Below are 19,164 nucleotides of genomic sequence, written 5' to 3'. Positions count from 1 at the left end.
GTAGGAGCCATGGTGACGACGACCGTCGTACGGATCACCCACGAAGCGCTTGACGCTGCACTACGCGGTGACGCTGCTGGTGCAGTGGACCTGCTGGCCGACCTTGCGGGCACCATTCCCGACGACGACCTCGAGGCGGTCGCCCGGCTGCTCGCGCAGGCTGCGGTCGCGGCGGTGTACCGGACGCGCGGGCGTGTGCTGGACGCCGACGAGATGTGGGTGCTCACCGTGGCACCGGGGGCGGCCGAGCGCGCTCCCGAGCTGCTGTGGGCGTATCGGTACCTCACTGCCGCCGGGAACCGGGACACCGGGACGACCGATGCGCTGTGGGCCGCTGTCGCGGGCAGGGGGCGGGATCGCACGATCCGCGCGCTGTGTGATCTCGCCGGTGCGGCGGCCCGGGTGACGCTCGACACGCGGCTCGGCACCCGCGGATCGGCGTTGACGATTCGGTGAGCACGACGCCTCCTCACCGGGCGACGAGGGCGCTCCCGCACCGCTGGTGTCGGCAACTGCACGCCGCCATCTCGATCGCTGGCCTTGTGCTGTTCGTCGGGATGCTCGCGCGCGGCGGGCTCGGGATCGTCGCGGCGATCGCTGCCGCTGCTCTCGGCATGTGCGTGGTGCAGCTCGTCGCCGGCCGGCATCGCGGCCCGGTGAGGTTGCGTCCGTGTGCGGGCGTCCGGATCCGCCGGGGGTGGGCGGCGGTGGCCGTGGTCTTCGACGCGCTGGTCCTGGCGTACGTGGTGTTCGTGGTCCTGGCCGTGCCCGGCCTCGGGCTCGGGACCGGCTGGTTCGTGGCCGGGGCGGGGCTGTCGTACGCGGACGTGGCGGGCGCTGTGGCGCTCGTCGTGTTCGGCGAGGTCGCGCACGTTCTGGCGGTGCGCCGGTGATACCCGCCGGCGCCCGCCCTTGGTTTCCGGCCCGCGGGCCACCCCCACCTTGTTCGTTCGTCTCGAAGGAGAGAGTCCCCTTGCCGAGCCTTGCTCACGGAGAAGTACCGGTTGTGCGGCTGGAGTCCGCGGCCGCAGTCGTAGAGGCGGCGCTGAGCGCCGCGCAGCGCCGCGACCTGTTCGAAGCCCCGGGAAGCACCGTCGTCGCGATCGTGGAGCTCACGAGCACCTCGTACACCGGCCACGCCGAGGACATCGACAAAGACCCGCAGGTGAAGGTGCGCGTGTCCGGGTGCGAGGTCGCTCGTACCCGGGACGAGGAGACGGCGCTGCGGGAGGCCCGGCGGGCGATGTACCGGGCCCGCGAGGTGCACGGCACTCTGGACTCGATCGAGGGCGGGCCCGACCCGGCCGGGGCGATCCTGTCGCAGGCGTTCGTCGCGTATCCGGACGAGGCCGAGTTCCGCCGCCAGGCAGAGGAGAAGGGCGCACGGGCGCGCGCCACCGAGCGAGCGGAACACCTCCGTTGACCCGCGACCCGGGCACACGGTGAGCGCGCCGCCGCCGCGCGGCCGCTGCCAGCGGTGCCGACACGACCGCCACGTGTTCTCGTACCGGTCCGTACGGGACGGGCTGGTACGGGCGTTGTGCGTCGGCTGCTACTCGGCGACGTCGCTCATCGAGAAGGCCGGCCACACCGTGTTCTGGCCGCGTGGCTCCGAGGCCGAGCCGGGGCATGCCGGTGGGGCCGCGCTCTTCGAGGACGGCCGTAGGTGAAGCAGCGGTCAGTCTGTCGGCCCCGGTGCGGGCACGGCGGTTTCGCCGAGCGCGGCAAGGGCGCGCTCGTAGAAGTCCATCGGGACGATCGCGGCTGCTCGTTTGCCCCGGCTGGTGAGCACGGTCACTTCGCCGCTGTAGCGGGCGCGGCCTACTGCATCCGCGAACGAGTTGCGCACGTCCGCGATGCGGGCCTCGTGCTCGGTCCTGTTCGTCATGGCGTCACTGTACGACATAGCCATCCGTTCGTGTACGCCAGAGCCATGAAGGCTATTATGGGTCACATGAACGAAGAGCCCATGAAGGGCGGGCGGACGCCTGCCCTGGAGACCTCTCTGCGTACCGACTACGGCCACTTCAACGGCTCGGATGGAACGTGCCTGCACGCCACCGTCTACGGCCTGACGTGCGCTCAGTACGAAGAGATGCGCGACCGGGCCGGCGACTGCTGCGAGCTGTGCCGTACCCCGGGCCCTGAGACTCCGCGCGGATCACTCGTGATCGACCACTTCGACGGCATGGGCGTGAACTTCGTTCGTGGCCTCCTGTGCGACCGGTGCAACGCGCTCATGTCGCGGTACGACGGCACGGCTCCGTGGGGACCGAGCACCGAGCACCGCAAGGACGAGGCACACGCGTACCACCTGGCCGCGTATGGGGCTCCGAGCGCCGAGGACTTCGCCCGCGCGAACAAGGTGCTCACCGATCGCCAGCGGCACCAGGTCGACATCTCCAAGCCCTACGTGCCCACGCAAGGGATGGACGACTACGACATCCAAGCCATGGCGCACGACATCCGGACCAGCCTCACCCCGAGAGAGGTCGAGCGGCTCGCCTCCATCCTCATCGTTCCCTGGCCTTGATCTCCCTCCCCCTCACCCCCCACCCGATGCACGCGAGAAGAGACCGAATGAGCCGCGACGTAGTCGCCTCGGCACAGTCCCCCGCTGGGGGTGTTCGGCGGTGATGAGGCCGCACGAGCCCGCCACGGGCGATGAGGTCGGCATCGATGACGAGTGGCCCGCGACGTTCGCACAGGTCCCCGACTGGATCACCCTGCACCCGCAGCTGAAAGCACAGTCAGTCCGCGAATACGCGTTCCTCATGGCGCACGTGCCGACCGACGGGCGGCGCCGGGTGGCGTTCCCCGGGCAGGCATCGATCGCCCGCGCGCTCCAGCTCGGCCGGAGCGACAAGGTGACGCCCTACACCCGCGCGCTCGTCGACGTCGGCGCGGTGCGGATCGAGGAGATCGCCACTCCAAAGGGCCGCGCGTACCGGTACGTCCTGCGCTTCAACCCCCCACGGGGGTACGACGGTCCGCGCTGCCTGTCGGACTTCTACGGCCTGTCGACGGACGAACTCGAAGACCGGTGGGCCGGGTTCTCCATGGCCACAGCGCCGGTCACCCGATCAGTGGAGGGGTCCCCCCAAAAAGAGGGCCATCCCTCCACCCAAAAACCGGGTGACCCATACCCCCAAAAACAGGGCCCTAAGAAGACCAACAAGAAGCAGACCAACTTGAAGAACAACCGCGCTGTGGCTGACGCCGTAGGCCAGGGTGCAGGTGGTTTCGCGAGTGCGGGCGCGGAGACGAGCGCGGGTGGGCAGAGCGGGCAGGCCGTGGGCGGCTGCGCCGCGTCGGAAACCCCGGATCTCCCCCGGCAGCGCCAGACCGGCCGGGGCCCCCGTACGACGAAGACGCGGCCCCGGCAGGAGTCGGACGCGTTCGTGGCGGTGCGCGCCGCTGTCCCGCACGCTGTCGCTGCGCCGGGCACTCGGCTGTACCCGGGGCTGCACCGGGCCATCAACGATCTGCTGGCGGGCGCACCGGGCGTCCCGCGGCGGTCGCCGGACCAGGTGATTGCTCGGATCAATCGCAGGTGGTTCGGTGAGCAGGCCGATGCCCGCTCGGCTGCGGACTACCGGGGGTGCGACCGGTGCACGCCGTCCGGGTGCGGTGCTCCCCGCCGTTCCGAGACGAACCCGGACGGGTGTGACCGCATCCGTAACCGGAACTCGTGGTTGGCTGCGGCGATCCTGGCGCGGGACTGCCCGGACCCCGGGTGCGAGGACGGGCAGATCATCGGCGGCGGCCCGTGTGTGGCGTGCCGGGAACGGGCCGCCACGCGGCTCCAGGGTGCCCAGGACGCCGCTACGGCTGCTGCGGGCGCCGCTGCGACGTGGGAGGCGCAGATCGCCGTCCAGGACGCCGCTACGGCCGCCCTGGACGGATGGACAGCTGATCGTGACGCCGAAGAGCGGCGGCTGCGGGCTGTGCTGCAGCAGGCCGGTGTCTACGGCGAGCTTCTGGAGCACCGGGTCGAGCAGCACGTCACCGGGTGGTGCCGCAAGCACCCCCGCCCGAACCAGCCGGCGGTGACAGCGTGAACACCCGTCCCTCGTCCTTCCACGTCCCAGGTGGCCGCACCGGTGCGGCCAGGGGTAGCCGCATGGATGCGGCCAGGGACGGCTGCACCGACGGGGTGGTCAACGCATGAACCGCTCCGCCGTCCAGGCCCTCGCCGAGGTCCTTCGGAAACTCGGCCGCTACGGCGCCTGGCTCGACCCTGCCAACGCCACCCCCGAACAACTTGCCTCCGTCGCAGAAGCCCTGACCGAGGCCCGCCACGCGCTCGACCGAGCCTCCCGCCCCGCCCCCACCACCGCATGCCGCCGCCACCCCGGCGGCCCGACCGAACCCGGCACCACCGCCGGCTGCCTGCTCTGCCGCACCACCCGCGCCCGCAGCGCCACCTCGCCGACCGACGCCTTCGACCCCGACATCACCGAGGTCCTGGCCGCGATCGCCGAGCACGGCCAAGACGCCGCCGCCACCCGCTACGGCGGACTCAGCGTCACCCGCGCCCTGGCCGCCACCCACCGCACCAAGACCCCCAAGAGGACCCCATGACCACTGCCGAGCGAGACCGGCTCGCCGCCGAACTCGCCGAGCAGCAGGCGGCGCGCGAGGTGGACCGGCGGCAACTCGCCACCGCGCTCGACCAGCCGTCCTCCCGCCCGTGGCCCGACCTCATCGCGATGGCCGGAGCCAACCACGCCGCCGAGCAGGACGGGAGCGAGACGTGACGCGAACTCCCGCTCAGGAAGCAGCGCTCGCCGCCATCGCCGACCGCGCCCTGTACGTCGGCCGGGACCCCGGGCGCCCGGACCACGGCGCCGGCATCCGTCCAGCCACCCTCCGCGCGCTCCTGGACAAGGGACTGGTGACGTACGGCCCGTACGAGCCGACCCGCGGGCGCCGGCTGATCGCCCTTGGCGACACCTCCGAACGAGCGAAACCAAGCATTGCAACTTGTATTTGCAATCCATGTTTGCAATCTTAGTTATCACCGGCAATTGCTCAACAGGAGGAACCCTTGCCCATCGACTACTTCGAGGTCCGCGAAGGCAGCACCACCGACTACGACGCCGTAGGCCGCTACGCCACCCTCGACGCCGCCTACGCCCTGGCCATGGACATGTACCGCTCCCGCCACGGGAGCACGGAGCTGACGCTGCGCTCGACGGAAACCGACGGCCTCGCCACCTGGTCCCTGTGCTACGAGGACGCCGACATGTGGATCGAGACGGACTGGCACATCGCACCCGTCACCCTCCCCGCCACCTACCTCCCCGGCTGCGCGCACTGCGACAAGAGCGCCTACGACCACCGGCACGGATACCTCGGCCACCGCTACGCGGCCCGCAACGCGACCACGTAGCCCGGCCCTGGGTGCCGCCTCGCCCGAACCGAGACGGCACCCCACCCCCGCACCACACACCCACACGCCGCTTCCGAAAGGCCCACCGATGCAGCCCCGCCCCGACTTCGCCCGCTACGCCGTACAGCACCCCGACGGCCGCTACCTCTACCACCTGACCGGCACCAACCAGTGGGGCTTCAACAAGGAGATTCTCGCCGACGGACAGCCCATGACCCGCCTCGGATCCTCGTCTTGGTGGTCCACCGACCACGAAGCCGAGCGCATCACGCTCATCACCCCCGGCCGCCCCACCGTCACCGGCTACGAACTCCGTGACACCGACGCCCTGTCCGTCCGCTACCCGGCCACGCTCACCCCGGACGAGTGGAACGACCGCCTCGCCGACGCCGACTCCACCGACGTCGAGATGACGCTGCACCGGCTCTACCACGCCGTCACCACTGACACCGACCCCGTCGAAACACACGACGACGGCCCCTTCACCGTCATCGGCGCGGGCGAGCTACCCGCAGCGGACGGCCCCACCTGGACCGTGAACCTGATCGACCAGATCACCCAACGCCCCGAGTACGCCCGCCTTTTCCCCGGACGACTCGACGGCCTCCGCCAGCACCTCATGGACGTCATCAAGCGCATGCCGCGCGTCCAACACGTCCTCAACGACTTCCAGAGCCGCCCCGGCGTCTACGTCTCTCTGCGCGTGCCGTTCGAGCAGCCGGAGGCCGTCTGGCGCCCGGACATCAGCAACCGCACCGGCAAGACCCTCAAGACCGGCCGACACCACCAGGTGCTCGTCGACCACACCCTCACCCTCCCCATCCCCTACTCGATCGGCGCCGACAACTACGAGACCGCCCGCGCCGAGTGGGACCGCCAAGTCGAGTACTGGACCGGCGTCGTCGCCGCCGCCAACGTCGTCGCCTGCAACCACTGCGGCGGCAGCGGCTACCTCGGCGACAGCCCCGACCAGTACCGCACCCCGCGATGACCACCCCGTCCCCGGCAGCCTGCGCGGCCCTGTGCACCGCCATCGGCTGGGCAGCCCTCGTCCTCTCCCTCGCCCTCACGGCGCGCACCACCGAACACCCCACCCACACCCCCGAGGAGAACCAACGCTCATGACCAGCAACGACCGCCCCTACTCCGACGCCGACCTCCGCACCGAGGCAGCCGCCCAGCACCGGGACCTCACCGCCGACCCCGACTACATGGGCTGCGGAGAGCGCATGACCGACACCAAGTGGACGTCCCTCACGGACGCCGACTTCGATGCCGCCCAGCAGTCCATCTCGGACCTGCTCACCTCGGCCGCGGACACGTCCAAGTGGGCCATCTCGATGGGAGCGGACGGCCTGGAGCCCGCCGGCCAGGTCCTCCGCATCGGCTCGGGGGACCAGCACCTCGCCCGCATCTACTTCGCGTTCGCCTCGGACGTCCCTGAAACGGTCCGGAACAGCGTGGTCGCGGCGATCGCCCAAACCATCGCCGACCAACTCTGAACACCATCAACGTGGCGCCGCCCCGTCCGAACCGGGGCGGCGCCACACCCAACCCTTACCAGAAGGCACCCATGGGCATCAGGGACACGTTGATCGACTTGTTGTGGAAGGGGCACGTCCTGCCCGCCCGCGGCGAAGAGCTGGTCGAAGGACACCGTCGCGTAGTGCGGGCCGAGGCGTTCACCGAGGCCGCCGACGAGCTGGTGCGCATCGCCAACACCGTTGAGACGGCTGTGGCAGACCACTTCGGGCCCGCGTCCGGCATCAGCTCCGGAACGGCGGAGATGATCCGGGAGGCCGCAAAGACCGTACGCGGCATGGCCCGGCCCGGACGGGAGAGCAAGAGCACAGGCGCTCCGGTCTTCTTCCAGCCCGGCCACACCTACTCGCACGGCGAGTACCGGTTCATCTGCGAGCACCTCACCACCCACCCCCTCTACGGCTACCCCGCCGCCTGGGGCTGGTTCGGCCGCGGCCCGGCGCTCAGGCACCACACCTTCAGCCCCGCCCAGTACAAGCGCCGCACGTGGACCGACATCACCTCGACCTCCGTACCCCTCACCTGACACCGCCGGCCCGGCCGACTTCCCCGGCCGGGCCCCTCTCACCCGTGATCGAGGACACCTTGACGACACCCGACAACACCACCCCCGCACCGGTCATCACCCCAGCCGCACACCAGATCTGGGCCGACAACGACAAGCGCAGCCGCGGCCGATACGTACGCATCCTCCAGACCGACGACGCCCACGCCACGGTCGTCCAAACCGCCTACAACGAGACCGACCACGTCGCAGCCGATCTGCCCGGTGCGCGGATCACCCGCATTCGTCTCGACCGGCTGCGACCGACATCGACGGGCTACCGACCACTGCTCTTCGCGGACGGCACCCCCATGGAGGCGTTCCTCCACCACACCCCCACCTCCACGACTACGACCGGCTCCTCCGGCGCCCAGAACCCCACCCACCAGCACCGAACCGACCAGGAGACGAACAAGCCATGCCTGTAAAGCAGTTCACGATCGACCACCTGGCCGACCTGGGTGTCCCGCCCGACCACCCCGACGACGTCCAGTACAACGAAACCATCCTCGTCGACGAGCACCTGAGCACGCTCAAGTACAGCCAGCAGCGCCGATGCGTGTTCCGCGACGACGACGGCCGCACCTACGAAGTGACGTACGAGGCCGATCTCGACGCCGGCGACTACGAACTCGGCCCGCCGCCCGAGAACCACGGATGGCACGGGGACACGGTCGAAGCCGTCGAGGTGGAGCAGCGGCCGGTGATCGTCGCCCGATGGGAGCCAGTCACCGACGGCCCCGCCGTCGACCGGCCCCACCTCGGCGCGATCGACTCCCTCGCGGCCATCTGGGAGGAGTCCGGCGCCCGTACGACGGTCGCCCGCGACGCCGCCGCCGCGTGGATCATCGAGCACGCCGACGAGATCGGCCAGCTCCACGACGAGTACCTGGACTCGGCCGGGAACGCCCAGTGACCGCCCGGCTGGTACCGCACTGCAAGGTCCCGTGCACGCGCTGCCCGTGGCGCAAGGACGTCGAGCCCGGAGAGTTCCCGACCTCCCGGTACGAGGAACTGCGCTCCACGAGCGAGCAGCGCCCCGGCGCAGAGCCCGGCATCGGGGCGCCCATGTTCGCCTGCCACAAGACGAAGGAAGGCCGCGAGAAGGCGTGCGCCGGGTGGCTAGCCACCGTCGGACACCGGCACCTCGGCGTGCGCCTGGTCGTCGCGTACGGCTGGCTGCCGGCCGAGGTCCTGACGCCGGGCGACGGCTGGCCGGCCCTGTTCGCCACGTACGCCGAGATGGCCGCCACGCAGGCCGGCGAGGAGCGGTGACCGGCCCCAGGCGCCCACGGCCCGTCCACGGCCAGCCCATGCCGCGCCTGCCGCACGCCGAAACCGGCGCACTCCACCACCACATCGACAGCGGGCACCTGCTCGCAGAACCGGAACTCCCACGATGAACCGTCTCCTGGCCCCCGCCGCGGTCCTCCTGGTCGCCGGCCTGGCGACCGGCTGCGGCCGCGCCCTCACCCACCCGCCGCACACCACGTCCACGCCCGTCTGCACCCACGTGACCACCACCGTCAACGGCGACTACGTCACGGCCGGACGCCGGCCGTGCCTTCTCACCACATCTCCCCCCGCCCACACCACCGTCACGCGGCCGGCGAACACCACGGCCACAGCACCCACCAACCGGTCCACGACGCCGACCAAGACCGTCAAGCCCACGCCGACACGCACTCCGGTCCACCTGAGCAAGACCGCCGCTCCGGCCAAGACCTCCAAGTCCAACTCCTTCTCCCGTTCCAGCCGGAAGCGCTGAGCCCGGGCCTCACCCGCGAACCCCCCACCACGAAGGAGGCAGCATGAGCTGGGACAACGCAAACCAGATCTTCGACAGCGCCGCCGAGGCAATGATCAACAGCGGCCGCACCCCAGAGGTGAAGCGGAAAGTCCTGGGCCACCTGATCAACCTGCTCCAAGACTGTGGCTGGACCACCGAAGCCGATTCGCTGGAACTCGTCCGCGACGATCCCGCGATCGTCGCGGCCTTCGCCGACCACGACGTCCATCTCCACGACGACGACGGCCTCACCGACTCGGACAGCGCAGTCCTCGCCCTGATCTCCGAGATCGCCATGCAGCTGGAGGACGCCACCGACGACGGCGAGTATCACGCCGCCGTTCTCATCGGCCATCTCGCCACCGGCCGCAGGACCGTCGAGGAAGCGCGCGCCGAGCTAGCCGAGATCACGCTGCGGCACGTCTGACCGCGGCGGCACCGCACCCCACGAGTGGCACCCCGGCCCCGGGGTGCCACTCACTCCCGGCCCTGCGCGTCGCCCGACTCGCCCCGGCCACGGCAGCCGCCTCATGCCGTTCTGGGACCTGCGCGACCAGCTGCTCGTCACCAACCGCAAGCTGCCCGCCCGCGCATACCTGGACGACCGCGCGGTCCGCTTCACCGACTGGCACCAGGCCCTCCGAGACATCGCCAGTACGCCGCTCCGTGACCGATCAACCCACCGTGAGCAACGACAAAAGGGGCATCACCCCATGCCTCCAAAGCAGTTCGAGACTGGCGAGCAGTACCACTGCCCGTGCGCAGCCGTCCGTGTCACCGAGTACACCCGCGGCACCCGGTGCCACGACAGAGCCGTCAACGTCGACGCCAAGGCGAAGGGCAAGCCCGGCCGAGCCGCCGGCGCCGACCGCACCAGGCCCTGACCGGCCCCTGGTGCTCGGCGAAGAACCCGCCTCACGGGCCGGACCGGGCCGCGCTCGCCGGCCGCGACATGCCGCTCTGAGGCCGCATTGGAGCTGTGTCGATCCGTCGGGCCAGGTCATGGCCCGGGACGGTCATGGCTTCCTGGCGATCGACCGCACGGTCGGCTTCCTCTTGCGTGGCACGTCGTATTCCCGCGCGATCCCGCGCACCGTTTCATTGCTCCACGGGGTGTGCTTGGCCATCTCGTCGGTGCTCAGCGTCGGATGGGCGCGCAAATCCGCGGCGATGGCCGCGCGCATCCCGGTGCGGGCTTTGACCAGCGCTTCCTCGGCGTCGGTGAGGTCGGCCAGTGCTTCACGGAGCTGGTCGCTAGGCACGTAGACCTGCGGCTCGGGCTTGTTGGCGCTCATGCCGGAAGCATGACACAAGTCGGCTTGGCCAAACCAGGATGGCGCGCTTCCACCTCGATCGGAGTAGGCAGCGACACGTCTTCAAAAACATTTGGCCAATCACATTTGGCCAAGTCGATTTGGGTAACATCCGAGGTGTCGGGACGGATCAACCGCCCCACCGGAGCAAGGGAGCGCGACATGACCGCCACCGCCACCGCCATCACCCCGCCCGCCGAGGCCCCGCTGTACCGCCGAGCCGAGACGCGCCTCGCCGTGATCGGCAAGGGCAAGCGCATCCACTACTCGGCCAACGACCACAGCCTGTGCGGCAAGGCGATCACCCGCTACACCGACACCGAAGAGGCCGTCGGCCTCGACTACGAGCACTGCGGCGGCTGCATCCGCGTCGCCGAAGAGCGCGCGAACTCCATCAGCCTGGCGGGCGCCTCCCAGCTCATGGCCGCCCTGCACGACGTGGTCGACACCGTCGAGATCGTCGACGCCGGCCGCGCCACCGCCGAGGCTCCGGCCGAGGACGACCCCGCCAAGGCCACCGAGGACGGCGCCCCGGCCGCCGACGGCGACCCCGCCGAATGGTGCGGCACGCACTCCCGGTTCAACTTCCTCCACCGCTTCACCGACGACCTGCACGCCGTGTGCAACCGCCGCATCCGGTCCCTTGACTGCGCCCGGAAGAACGGTGTCCTGGTCGGCCACGAGAGCCTTCGCACACGGGCGGACATCGCAGGCAGCGAGCACGCCGACCTGTACACCTTCTGCCCCCGCTGCCTCGCCAAGGCCGGCTCTTCGGCCCCGGCTGCCGACGCCGAGCCCGCCGAGGCCCCTGCCATCGACACCATCCCGACCGCCACAGCCGAGGATGCCCCGGGCCCCGAGGTCGACGCCCCCGAGGCTCCGGCCGAGGACGCCGACGACGACACGCAGGAGAACACCGACACCCTCCCCGCCACCATCCGCCCCGGCGACCTGGTCGAAGGCGTGGTCGCCTCCAGCCACCCCCGCACCATCCGCGTCCGCGTCGACCGCGAGCCGTGGAAGATCAACTCGCGGTGCACCGTCTTGTGCGACGGGCGCGGCATTGACGCCGTCTACACCCACACCCTGCGCCTGGCCGCCGACGACGCCGAAGTCGACGGTGCCACCCCGGCCGACGTCCCCGTCGCCCTGGCCGCCCTCTCCCGCATCGCCTCCACCCAGACCCCCGCCACCCCGGCCACACCCGCCGACGAGCCCCCCACGGACACCCCGGCCGAGGCCGCAGACGACAGGCAGCCGGAATGCGACAGCACTCCGGCCCCCGCCGACCAGGGCACCGAGCCGCAGCCACAGGATGCCGCCGAGGACGACGACGCCCCCGCCTTCCCGGCCGACCTCATCCGCCTCTCGATCAACCGCCGGTCGGGAACCTTCCACCTCGGCGCGATGACCGAGCACGGCCCGGCGATCATCTGCGGCGGGTACAGGTCTCCCTCCCTGGCCCCGATCGGCGACGACACCGCGCACAGCATGTGCCCCACCTGCGACCGGTCCCTCGCGCTCTACCTGCTGGCCTCATCCGACCTCGAGCCGGAGCGCCGCCTGTCCGAAGGCACCAAGTCCAGCGCGATCGCCCACTACGTCTTCCCCGACGAAGGCCAGACGTACTGCGGCAAGGCCGCCGGAGACAGCACGCCCGGCAAGAAGGCCCGGGTGTGCTCGAAGTGCGACGGCCACCGAGCGGGACTCATCGCCTTCCGCGCCGCCACGGGCGACGCTGACGCCGCGTAAGACGGCCCCACCTGGGGCCCAGGCCGGCCGCTGCCGGACAGCGGTCGGCCGCCGGTCCCCCACTGCCGCCCCAACCCCCGCCCCGCTCTGGCCATCCAAGGCGGGGCTTCCTCATGCCCACTCGCGCCCACCTGCAAGGACACGCGACACGCGCTCCAAAGTCTTTTTGGCCAATTCTGTTTGGCCAAGTCAACTTGGGTAATATCTGAGGTGTCGGGACGAACGAAACACCAACCGGAGGACGGGGCCATGAACACCACCACCCACACCGCGAAGGCCGCCGCGAAGCCCGTCATCGGCCACTGCCTCCGGTGCCGCCGGGCGCTCACCAACCCGTCCCCCGACGGCTACGGCCCCAAGTGCCGCACCATGATCCGCCGCGCCGCCCGCGCCGAGGTCGTCGCCCAGTACAGGCCCCACCAGATCGAGAAGGCGCAGGAGCTGATCGAGCAAGGCGGCCTGATCCCGCTCCGCGCGAACCGAGTCTTCCTCGCCGCCTCCTCCGACGGCTCGACCGCCTACCGCACCCACCGCGCCGCCTGCACCTGCCCCGCCGGAATCCGGGGCCTCCACCCCTGCAAGCACCGCATCGCCGCCCACCTGCTCTCGATCGCCGCCTGACCCTCCCCACCCCGGCCGGGCGCACCACCAGCGCCCGGCCCCGCCCCCCACCCCCACGGAGCACCTCGTGCCGGTCCTTCCCCACTCCATCCCCGCCGCCACCCTCCAGGCCCTCACCACCACCCTCGCCACCACAGGCGTCGAGGTCGGCCCACTCAAGGCCCGCACCCGCCTCACCCACCCCCTGACCACGCCCGACGGCCGTCCGTGGGAGACCACCTACCTCGGCCTGATGTACGGCGACCCGATGTGGCGCCTGGCCGGCCCCGGCATCGAACACGGCATTCTCGCCACCGCCACGGACATCGCGGACACCCTGAGCGCCCCGAGCACCTACGACACCACCCCGCCGACCGACCGCCCGTGACACACCGCCAGCCGCAGCAGCCGTCACCGGCGCACGCCCACCCCCACCCCAGGAACGGAGCAACCCCCATGATCGAGATCACCCACACCCACGAAGACGGCACCCTCGCCGACGGCACGAGCAAGGGCGACGGCGCAGGCCCGATCCTCAAGACCTACGGCTTCCGCTGGATGCCCTCCATCCGCCTGTACGGCATCCGCGGCTCCCGCGACCGCGTCGCCCGCCGCGTCGCGATCAACCAGGCCGCCGACGCTCTGCGCGCCGCAGGCTTCGACGTCACGGTCACGATCGACGACACCCCCCCGCGCCTACGACCAGGTCAAGGCCCACCGGCACGAGCGGCTCGACGACCGCCGCGCCGCGCTGGAGGCCAAGGGCGAGAAGCTCGCCGCCCGCGCCGACGCCTTGCACGCCGCGTCGAACGCGATGGTCGAGCACATCCCGATGGGCCAGCCCGTCATGCCCGGCGCGCGAGGCCGCGCTCACCGCAACCTCCTGGACCGGTCGATCGACACCGCGATCCGCGCCTCGCGCACCGCCGCCGAGGCCGAGCAAATGCCCGACCGGATCGCGGGCTCGTACCGCCGCGAGGCACACCAGGAACGCCCCGACGTCACCGCCCGCCGCGTCGCCCGCCTGGAGGCCGAAGACCGCCGCCTTGTCCGCCAGCTGGCCCGCGTCAACGCCTCCACCGACGACCAGCGGTCGGCGTGGCGCGAGGAGATGGAGGCGAGGCGCGCGCTGATCGCCGAGCAGTTGCGCGGCGACCGCGCCCTGCTGGAGACCGCCAAGTCCCAAGGCCGCTACGGACGTTGGGACAAGAGCAACGTCCACAAGGGGGACCTGGTCCTCCTCCGCTTCGGGTGGCGGACCGTCGTCAGGGCGAACGTCAAGACCGTGTCCGTCGAAACCGGCTACTCGTGGACGGACAAGCACGGGTGGGAGGAGATCCGCGACGTGAAGTGCTCCCACACCGAGGAGTGAGCGCCCGGCCGGCCTGCGGCCCGCGCTCGTGAGCGGACACCGGGCGGACACTGTCCGGCCCGGTGTCCCCGCTGTCCGCCGGACAGTGTCCCCGCAGCTCAACCGCCCTTGCCCGGACACGAGGCAGGCGGTGTCCGCCTCGGCGCGGACACCGCGGCCCTCTCGCCCGGACAAGGGCGTCCGCATGTCCATCCCGACGTCCGCCCTGTCCGGCTGCCGCCCGGGGCATGGCGCGGCCTTGTCTCGACACGCCAAAAAAACTTACTTGGCCAAGTCGGTTTGGCCAAGATGACTTGGGTAATATTGGAGGTGTCGGGACGGAACGGACCGCCCCACCAACCACCGGAGGCCACGATGACCCCTCGTCCCCCCACCGCCATCCAGGCCGCCGCCCTCCTCGCCGCCCTGGCCGACAACTACAACCGGGTCACCCCGGCCACCGCCAAGAACACCCGCCAAGCCCTGCTGGTGTGCGGCTGGAGCGAGGGCAACCTCTCCCACGCCACGCTCACCGACGCCGGAGTCATCCGCGCCGTCCAGGTCGCCGAAAACCGAAACCGGTTCTGGCACGAGACCCGCGCCCCCCTCGTCCTTCCCGACCTGAACGAGCGCCACCTGCGGACCGTCCAGGAAGCCGCGAACAAGTCGATGCTGCCGCAGACCGTGTGGCCGTCCCGCTTCTACGGCAAGGACTTCGTCGGCAAAGACTGCCTGGTCATCTCCAGCGCCATGGGCCTCACCGTCCCCTCCGACGCCGCCCCCGACACCGCCCCCCTGCTGACCGTCCTGCCGGTCGGGTACTACCCGCCGCTCCCCGAGGACGAGGCGGCCTGACCACCCCCCGGGGGGGCCCGGCACCGACCGGGCCCCCGCGCCTCACCACTCGCCACCTCGCCGACGAAGGGAACACCGATGACCACCACCGCCACCCCCACCTCCCACGCGACCGCCTACCAGCGCGAGATGGCCCGAGACGCGCTCCTGGCCCACGACTCCGGATGCTGCACGGCCGCCGGCCGGTGCCGCCTCGGCGCCTTCCTGGAGACCCGACTCACCGCCCCGCTCACCCCCGACATCCGACCCGTCGACACCGCCGCGCGCACCCGCACCGCCGGAACCGGCCGCTCCCGCCGAACCGCCCGCCCCGACGTCCCCACCATGGCCCAGATGACCACCCTCACCCGCCTGCTGGACGAGCTGGCCGACGCCACCGGCGAACCCGCCAAGCACCGCGACAACGCCGCGCTGTTCCTCGCCAACGGCGACATGACCTTCCACCTGGCCAGGCTCTACCTCGACCGGCTCATCCCCGCCGCCCGCGCCCTGCGCACCCTCAAGGCCGCCGCCAGGCCCGCCCCCGCCGAATGCCTGGAGCCCGGCATGTACGCCCGCGACGGCAAGGTCTACCGCGTCGTACTCTCCGAAGCCGGCCGCCTGTACGCCAAGCTCTGGACCGAAGGCGACAACGACACCCCGGCCCGCTTCGAATTCGCCCCCGGCGCGATCCGCGACCTGCGGCCCGAGCACCGCATGTCCGCCGACGACGCCAAGGCATACTCCCGCCGCCTCGGGGCGTGCTGCGTGTGCGGCAAGACCCTGACCGACCCCGCCAGCATCGAACGCGGCATCGGCCCCGTGTGCGCCGACAAGGTCTGACCCTCCCTCACCCGGGGCCGCCCGCACGGCAGGCGGCCCCACCCCCACCAACCGCCCACGGAGGCAACCCGTGCCCACTCCTGTGACGCTCGCGCTGGCCGTCGTCACCGCCCGTCCCACCATCGGTATGCGCCCGATCCCCGCGCCCTACGACCCCGCCCGCCTCACCCTCGTCCCCGCCGCCGAACTCCACCCCGGAGACCTAATCGTCGGCGACCTCGGCTCCCGCGCCGGGCGCGCCGGACGCCTCCGTAACAGCGACTGGCTCTGCGTCCCCTACGTCGCCCAGCCCGGCCCGTTCCGCACCGACTGCCACGCGTGCGTCGACTGGATGAACGGCTACACCGGCCCGGCCGTCGTCACCTACCCCCACACCCCCGAGGACGCCGACGCCCCCATGGCGATCATCCCCGCTCCGGCCGACTACACCGCCCCACCGGAACCGTGCCTCCACACCTGCACCTGCACCTGCACCCGCGGCTTCCTCCCCTCCACCGCCCGGTACTCACCGCCCTCCCGGTGCTGGACCTGCCACGGCATGCCCTGCCCCGCCTGCACCACCGCCCACACCAACACCCACTGAGGAGACCCCCGATGCGCCGCTCCCTTCGCGACCAGATCCGCGACCTGCTCAACCTCGTCCGCGAGTCCCTCAACAGCCCTGGCTTCTGGCTCGGATGGCTCATGACCGCCTATCTGCTGTGGAACTCCCGCCACAGCCTCACCTGACCCCCACCAGACCGGTGCCCGCCCAACGCGGGCACCGGCCCCACCGATCGGACCGGCCGGCCTAGGCCACGATGTACGACTCGCCGCCATCCCGCCACTGACCAGCCCGGACAGTGCCCGGGCTCCCGAGAGCGGCCTTCCTCCCCACGCAGGGACGGAAGGCCGCTCTCGTGCGTGGCATCAGCCACGCGCGCAGTGCCTGCCGCTGGGCACTGCGGCCGCACTCCCCGCGGCAGTCTGGAGATCCACCGAGAAGGGGCGTCACGTGAACACCGAGCACAACCAATCCGCCGCTGTGCGGGCCGTCGTCGCCTACGCGGCCTTCGAAGCGGCCCACTGGGTCGGTGACTACCTCGTCCAGCAGGACACCGACGCCAAGGCGAAGGGCAAGCACGGCCCGGCCGGCATCGCCGCCTGCGCGCGCCACACCGCCAGTTATACGGCCACCCAGGCGCTCGCCCTCTACGCCGCCAACCGCTACCTTCGCGTCGGCATCACCTGGCGCCGCGCGGCCGCCGGCCTGGCGCTGTCCGCCGCCACCCACTTCGTCGCTGACCGCTGCGCCGGGCACTGGTCGGACGACAGCGACGACGCACCGCTCCTGGTCCGCGCCGCCCACGCGGCCGGACACAGCGGCTGGCTCGTCGCCGATCCCGGGGCGGGCCCGCTGATGGACCAGGCGTGGCACCACGGGTGGATCGCACTCGCCGCCGTGGTGGTGTCCGGACAGGACGACTGACCGCCCCGGACACTGTCCGGACCGACGGCAGCCCCGCCCGGCCCCGTCCGCGGGGGTGCCGTCGGAACCCCCGCGACCTTCACCCAGGCGACAAGGATCTTGCCTGGAAGCTCGATCACCTAGCAGTGCGATCCGGCCGCCGGCTCGCCAGTTCCTCGGCGACACCCCACGCCAGACCCGTCACCACGCTGAAGACGGCCGACGTCGCCATCCACACCACCGACCGCGCAATATGGCCGCTCACCAGAAGCGACATCTGGGCGCCAGCGGCGTTGTCGAGCGTCACGAAGGTCACGACCAGTACTACCCGCCGCGCGTATCGGAGCATGGAGACGGCTCGGATGCTGATGACGCTGGTCAAAGGCCGATGCCACCACTCCAGCAGCCGACTCCGGATGTGGGTAGCCCGGTCGGGCTCCGCCGCACCTGTCGTCGCCGATGACCGACGAAATGTCAAGTCGAACTCCTCAAAGAACAGCGCTCGGCCATCTCGCAGAACGCCAGGGAGACCCGGATGGTTGTCGCATCCGTAGCCGCTGCGACGGCCACCGCCCCGGCCGGACCGTCTCCCAACAGGGGCGGCCGGGGCGACGATTGGGCCCGCCCCTGGCGAGATCGCTGCGCGCCGCCTGCACGCAGCGTGCATTCGCCAGGAGCGGGGGTTCTGGTCACGCCTCGTCGGACGGCAGGCATGACGACCTGAGTGGATCGAGTCCACCAGGCAGGGCGGCACGTCGTACGTCGACCAGCCTGGCCCGATCCAGGAGCCGGTACAGCCTGCGCTGGGTGACGTGCCGGCGCCACCACTCCTCGACTCCGTGCAGGACACGGCGGGCCCGGTCCCTGACGGTCGGGGCGGGCGGAAACATGATCCGCTGGATGTTCCGCGCCCTGTTCTCCTCGGCCGTCAGAAGCCCAGCTCGCTTCATGATCGCTTCCTCCGAGGGGTTCCGGCACACCGGTCGATCAGGTCCCGAAGGGCGGGGACGAGGTCGGGATGGTCGCCGCGCGATGCCGACAGCAGCAGATCGGCGGCTACGACCAGGAGCGCGGCGCGCCCGTCTGGGCTGGTCAGGTCGTCCGCGAACGTGGCGAAAATCCGGTCCGCTGTCTGCGGCGCGAGGAGGCTGTAGGCGTATAGCAGCGCCGCGTCGTAGCCGCGCGGTGCCATGCCGAACCCCTCCCAATCCAGAAGTACGCCGGACGCCGTGAGGTTCGCCGGGTGTAGATCACCGTGGGCGCACCGCCAGTCCCGGATCTGCGGGGCCGGTTGGCCGGTCAGCTCCGGAACGCGCCGGTCGATCCACTGCTGCCGCACCGCCACCCTGTCCGTGCTCACCACGGCGACCTTCAGCAGGTCGGCGTGCAGGTCTCTCAGAAACGGCGGCGAGAGAACGAGTTCGTGACGGAGCACCGGGTCACGCGCGAGCACCGGTGCCGCCACGTACGCGGTGAGTTCGGCCCGGTAGGCGACGCCGTCCTGCTGGTGGTCGTGGACCGCGTGCAAGGCGGGTTTGTGCACGCCGGGAAACAGCGTCGCGGCCAACTCGGTTCCCTCCCACTGCTTGCCGCCCGCATCGTCGACCGGTGCGGACAGCAGCCGCAGCCAACACGCGCCGCGTTGTGGGTGCAACGCGAGCCGGCCGATGGTACGCCCGCGCCACCCCCACACGGGCGGCCCGTCCAGCGTCACCCCCAACGCGAGGGCCGCCCTGCACTGCGCCAGGATCAAC

General features: G+C 71.2%; 31 protein-coding genes and 1 pseudogene. 28 read left to right on the top strand and 4 right to left on the bottom strand.

From position 1 onward, the window contains the following. Nucleotides 1-9: 9 nt before the first annotated feature. From OG896_RS24915 to OG896_RS24900, 4 genes are all read left to right on the top strand, one after another. The gene (locus tag OG896_RS24915; protein ID WP_329368876.1) at nt 10-456 is read left to right on the top strand and encodes a hypothetical protein; all 447 of its coding nucleotides are present in this window, start codon (nt 10-12) and stop codon (nt 454-456) included. 86 nt (nt 457-542) lie between these two features. Continuing rightward, the gene (locus tag OG896_RS24910) at nt 543-893 is read left to right on the top strand and encodes a hypothetical protein (RefSeq protein WP_329368874.1); all 351 of its coding nucleotides are present in this window, start codon (nt 543-545) and stop codon (nt 891-893) included. 113 nt (nt 894-1,006) lie between these two features. Further along, complete coding sequence (locus OG896_RS24905) at nt 1,007-1,423, top strand: hypothetical protein (RefSeq protein ID WP_329368872.1); 417 nt, start codon at nt 1,007-1,009, stop codon at nt 1,421-1,423. A gap of 73 nt (nt 1,424-1,496) precedes the next feature. Continuing rightward, nucleotides 1,497-1,670 (top strand): hypothetical protein, encoded by a 174-nt coding sequence (locus OG896_RS24900; protein WP_329368871.1) that lies wholly within the window; start codon nt 1,497-1,499, stop codon nt 1,668-1,670. An 8-nt stretch (nt 1,671-1,678) separates the two neighbouring features. On the opposite strand, the gene OG896_RS24895 is transcribed toward OG896_RS24900, so the two are convergent. Then, nucleotides 1,679-1,888 (bottom strand): type II toxin-antitoxin system prevent-host-death family antitoxin, encoded by a 210-nt coding sequence (locus OG896_RS24895; RefSeq protein WP_329368869.1) that lies wholly within the window; start codon nt 1,886-1,888, stop codon nt 1,679-1,681. A 66-nt stretch (nt 1,889-1,954) separates the two neighbouring features. Between OG896_RS24895 and OG896_RS24890 the strand changes: the two genes are divergently transcribed. From OG896_RS24890 to OG896_RS24820, 15 genes are all read left to right on the top strand, one after another. Beyond that, nucleotides 1,955-2,533 carry an endonuclease domain-containing protein gene (locus tag OG896_RS24890; RefSeq protein WP_329368867.1) on the top strand — a complete coding sequence of 193 codons (579 nt, stop codon included), beginning with the start codon at nt 1,955-1,957 and terminating at the stop codon, nt 2,531-2,533. A gap of 103 nt (nt 2,534-2,636) precedes the next feature. After that, nucleotides 2,637-4,061: a hypothetical protein gene (locus OG896_RS24885; protein WP_329368866.1), complete on the top strand. Its 1,425-nt coding sequence runs from the start codon at nt 2,637-2,639 to the stop codon at nt 4,059-4,061. Between the two features lie 106 nt (nt 4,062-4,167). Continuing rightward, nucleotides 4,168-4,584, top strand: coding sequence for a hypothetical protein (locus OG896_RS24880; protein ID WP_329368864.1), 417 nt, complete (start codon nt 4,168-4,170; stop codon nt 4,582-4,584). Further along, nucleotides 4,581-4,760, top strand: a complete 180-nt coding sequence (locus OG896_RS24875; protein ID WP_329368861.1) for a hypothetical protein — start codon at nt 4,581-4,583, stop codon at nt 4,758-4,760. Before OG896_RS24880 ends, OG896_RS24875 begins: the two co-directional genes overlap by 4 nt. 290 nt (nt 4,761-5,050) lie before the next feature. Next, on the top strand, nt 5,051-5,395 hold the full coding sequence (locus OG896_RS24870) for a hypothetical protein (RefSeq protein ID WP_329368859.1): 345 nt from the start codon (nt 5,051-5,053) through the stop codon (nt 5,393-5,395). Nucleotides 5,396-5,483: 88 nt separating this feature from the next. Next, entirely contained in the window at nt 5,484-6,386 is a 903-nt protein-coding gene (locus OG896_RS24865; RefSeq protein ID WP_329368857.1) for a hypothetical protein, read from the top strand. Further along, complete coding sequence (locus tag OG896_RS24860; RefSeq protein WP_329368855.1) at nt 6,383-6,520, top strand: hypothetical protein; 138 nt, start codon at nt 6,383-6,385, stop codon at nt 6,518-6,520. The genes OG896_RS24865 and OG896_RS24860 overlap by 4 nt, the downstream gene beginning before the upstream one ends. Beyond that, complete coding sequence (locus OG896_RS24855; protein ID WP_329368853.1) at nt 6,517-6,897, top strand: hypothetical protein; 381 nt, start codon at nt 6,517-6,519, stop codon at nt 6,895-6,897. The genes OG896_RS24860 and OG896_RS24855 overlap by 4 nt, the downstream gene beginning before the upstream one ends. Before the next feature lie 71 nt (nt 6,898-6,968). Further along, complete coding sequence (locus tag OG896_RS24850) at nt 6,969-7,463, top strand: hypothetical protein (protein WP_329368851.1); 495 nt, start codon at nt 6,969-6,971, stop codon at nt 7,461-7,463. A 44-nt stretch (nt 7,464-7,507) separates the two neighbouring features. Next, a complete protein-coding gene (locus tag OG896_RS24845) occupies nt 7,508-7,909 on the top strand; it encodes a hypothetical protein (protein WP_329368849.1) in 402 nt (133 codons plus the stop codon). After that, a complete protein-coding gene (locus OG896_RS24840; RefSeq protein WP_329368848.1) occupies nt 7,900-8,397 on the top strand; it encodes a hypothetical protein in 498 nt (165 codons plus the stop codon). The genes OG896_RS24845 and OG896_RS24840 overlap by 10 nt, the downstream gene beginning before the upstream one ends. Continuing rightward, nucleotides 8,394-8,756, top strand: coding sequence for a DUF6283 family protein (locus OG896_RS24835; protein WP_329368847.1), 363 nt, complete (start codon nt 8,394-8,396; stop codon nt 8,754-8,756). The genes OG896_RS24840 and OG896_RS24835 overlap by 4 nt, the downstream gene beginning before the upstream one ends. Before the next feature lie 124 nt (nt 8,757-8,880). Next, nucleotides 8,881-9,249 (top strand): hypothetical protein, encoded by a 369-nt coding sequence (locus OG896_RS24830; protein ID WP_329368845.1) that lies wholly within the window; start codon nt 8,881-8,883, stop codon nt 9,247-9,249. 43 nt (nt 9,250-9,292) lie between these two features. Next, nucleotides 9,293-9,697, top strand: coding sequence for a hypothetical protein (locus OG896_RS24825; protein WP_329368843.1), 405 nt, complete (start codon nt 9,293-9,295; stop codon nt 9,695-9,697). A 103-nt stretch (nt 9,698-9,800) separates the two neighbouring features. Continuing rightward, nucleotides 9,801-10,154 carry a hypothetical protein gene (locus OG896_RS24820; protein ID WP_329368841.1) on the top strand — a complete coding sequence of 118 codons (354 nt, stop codon included), beginning with the start codon at nt 9,801-9,803 and terminating at the stop codon, nt 10,152-10,154. 132 nt (nt 10,155-10,286) lie between these two features. On the opposite strand, the gene OG896_RS24815 is transcribed toward OG896_RS24820, so the two are convergent. Continuing rightward, nucleotides 10,287-10,565, bottom strand: a complete 279-nt coding sequence (locus OG896_RS24815) for a hypothetical protein (RefSeq protein WP_329368839.1) — start codon at nt 10,563-10,565, stop codon at nt 10,287-10,289. Nucleotides 10,566-10,745: 180 nt separating this feature from the next. Between OG896_RS24815 and OG896_RS24810 the strand changes: the two genes are divergently transcribed. The 9 genes and pseudogenes from OG896_RS24810 to OG896_RS24770 all read left to right on the top strand — a co-directional run bounded on the left by OG896_RS24810 (nt 10,746) and on the right by OG896_RS24770 (nt 17,431). Then, a complete protein-coding gene (locus tag OG896_RS24810) occupies nt 10,746-12,335 on the top strand; it encodes a hypothetical protein (protein ID WP_329368837.1) in 1,590 nt (529 codons plus the stop codon). A 249-nt stretch (nt 12,336-12,584) separates the two neighbouring features. After that, complete coding sequence (locus OG896_RS24805; RefSeq protein ID WP_329368835.1) at nt 12,585-12,956, top strand: hypothetical protein; 372 nt, start codon at nt 12,585-12,587, stop codon at nt 12,954-12,956. A 67-nt stretch (nt 12,957-13,023) separates the two neighbouring features. Continuing rightward, on the top strand, nt 13,024-13,323 hold the full coding sequence (locus OG896_RS24800; protein ID WP_329368833.1) for a hypothetical protein: 300 nt from the start codon (nt 13,024-13,026) through the stop codon (nt 13,321-13,323). Nucleotides 13,324-13,668: 345 nt separating this feature from the next. Beyond that, nucleotides 13,669-14,307: pseudogene (locus OG896_RS24795) on the top strand (DUF3560 domain-containing protein); the annotation flags it as partial. A gap of 354 nt (nt 14,308-14,661) precedes the next feature. Next, nucleotides 14,662-15,141, top strand: a complete 480-nt coding sequence (locus OG896_RS24790; protein WP_329368831.1) for a hypothetical protein — start codon at nt 14,662-14,664, stop codon at nt 15,139-15,141. Nucleotides 15,142-15,219: 78 nt separating this feature from the next. Continuing rightward, complete coding sequence (locus tag OG896_RS24785) at nt 15,220-15,963, top strand: DUF6011 domain-containing protein (RefSeq protein WP_329368829.1); 744 nt, start codon at nt 15,220-15,222, stop codon at nt 15,961-15,963. Between the two features lie 70 nt (nt 15,964-16,033). After that, nucleotides 16,034-16,546 carry a hypothetical protein gene (locus OG896_RS24780; RefSeq protein ID WP_329368827.1) on the top strand — a complete coding sequence of 171 codons (513 nt, stop codon included), beginning with the start codon at nt 16,034-16,036 and terminating at the stop codon, nt 16,544-16,546. 11 nt (nt 16,547-16,557) lie between these two features. After that, nucleotides 16,558-16,692 (top strand): hypothetical protein, encoded by a 135-nt coding sequence (locus OG896_RS24775; protein ID WP_329368826.1) that lies wholly within the window; start codon nt 16,558-16,560, stop codon nt 16,690-16,692. A gap of 265 nt (nt 16,693-16,957) precedes the next feature. Continuing rightward, nucleotides 16,958-17,431 carry a hypothetical protein gene (locus tag OG896_RS24770; RefSeq protein WP_329368824.1) on the top strand — a complete coding sequence of 158 codons (474 nt, stop codon included), beginning with the start codon at nt 16,958-16,960 and terminating at the stop codon, nt 17,429-17,431. 115 nt (nt 17,432-17,546) lie between these two features. Here the strand turns inward: OG896_RS24770 and OG896_RS24765 are convergent, their stop codons facing one another. Further along, entirely contained in the window at nt 17,547-17,792 is a 246-nt protein-coding gene (locus tag OG896_RS24765) for a hypothetical protein (protein ID WP_329368822.1), read from the bottom strand. Nucleotides 17,793-18,356: 564 nt separating this feature from the next. Then, complete coding sequence (locus tag OG896_RS24760; RefSeq protein ID WP_329368820.1) at nt 18,357-19,163, bottom strand: phosphotransferase family protein; 807 nt, start codon at nt 19,161-19,163, stop codon at nt 18,357-18,359. Nucleotide 19,164: the final 1 nt, after the last annotated feature.

This window comes from Streptomyces sp. NBC_00669 (assembly GCF_036226785.1).
In the GTDB taxonomy this organism is placed as follows: Bacteria; Actinomycetota; Actinomycetes; order Streptomycetales; family Streptomycetaceae; genus Actinacidiphila.
This window is presented reverse-complemented; position numbering and strand designations above follow the sequence as displayed.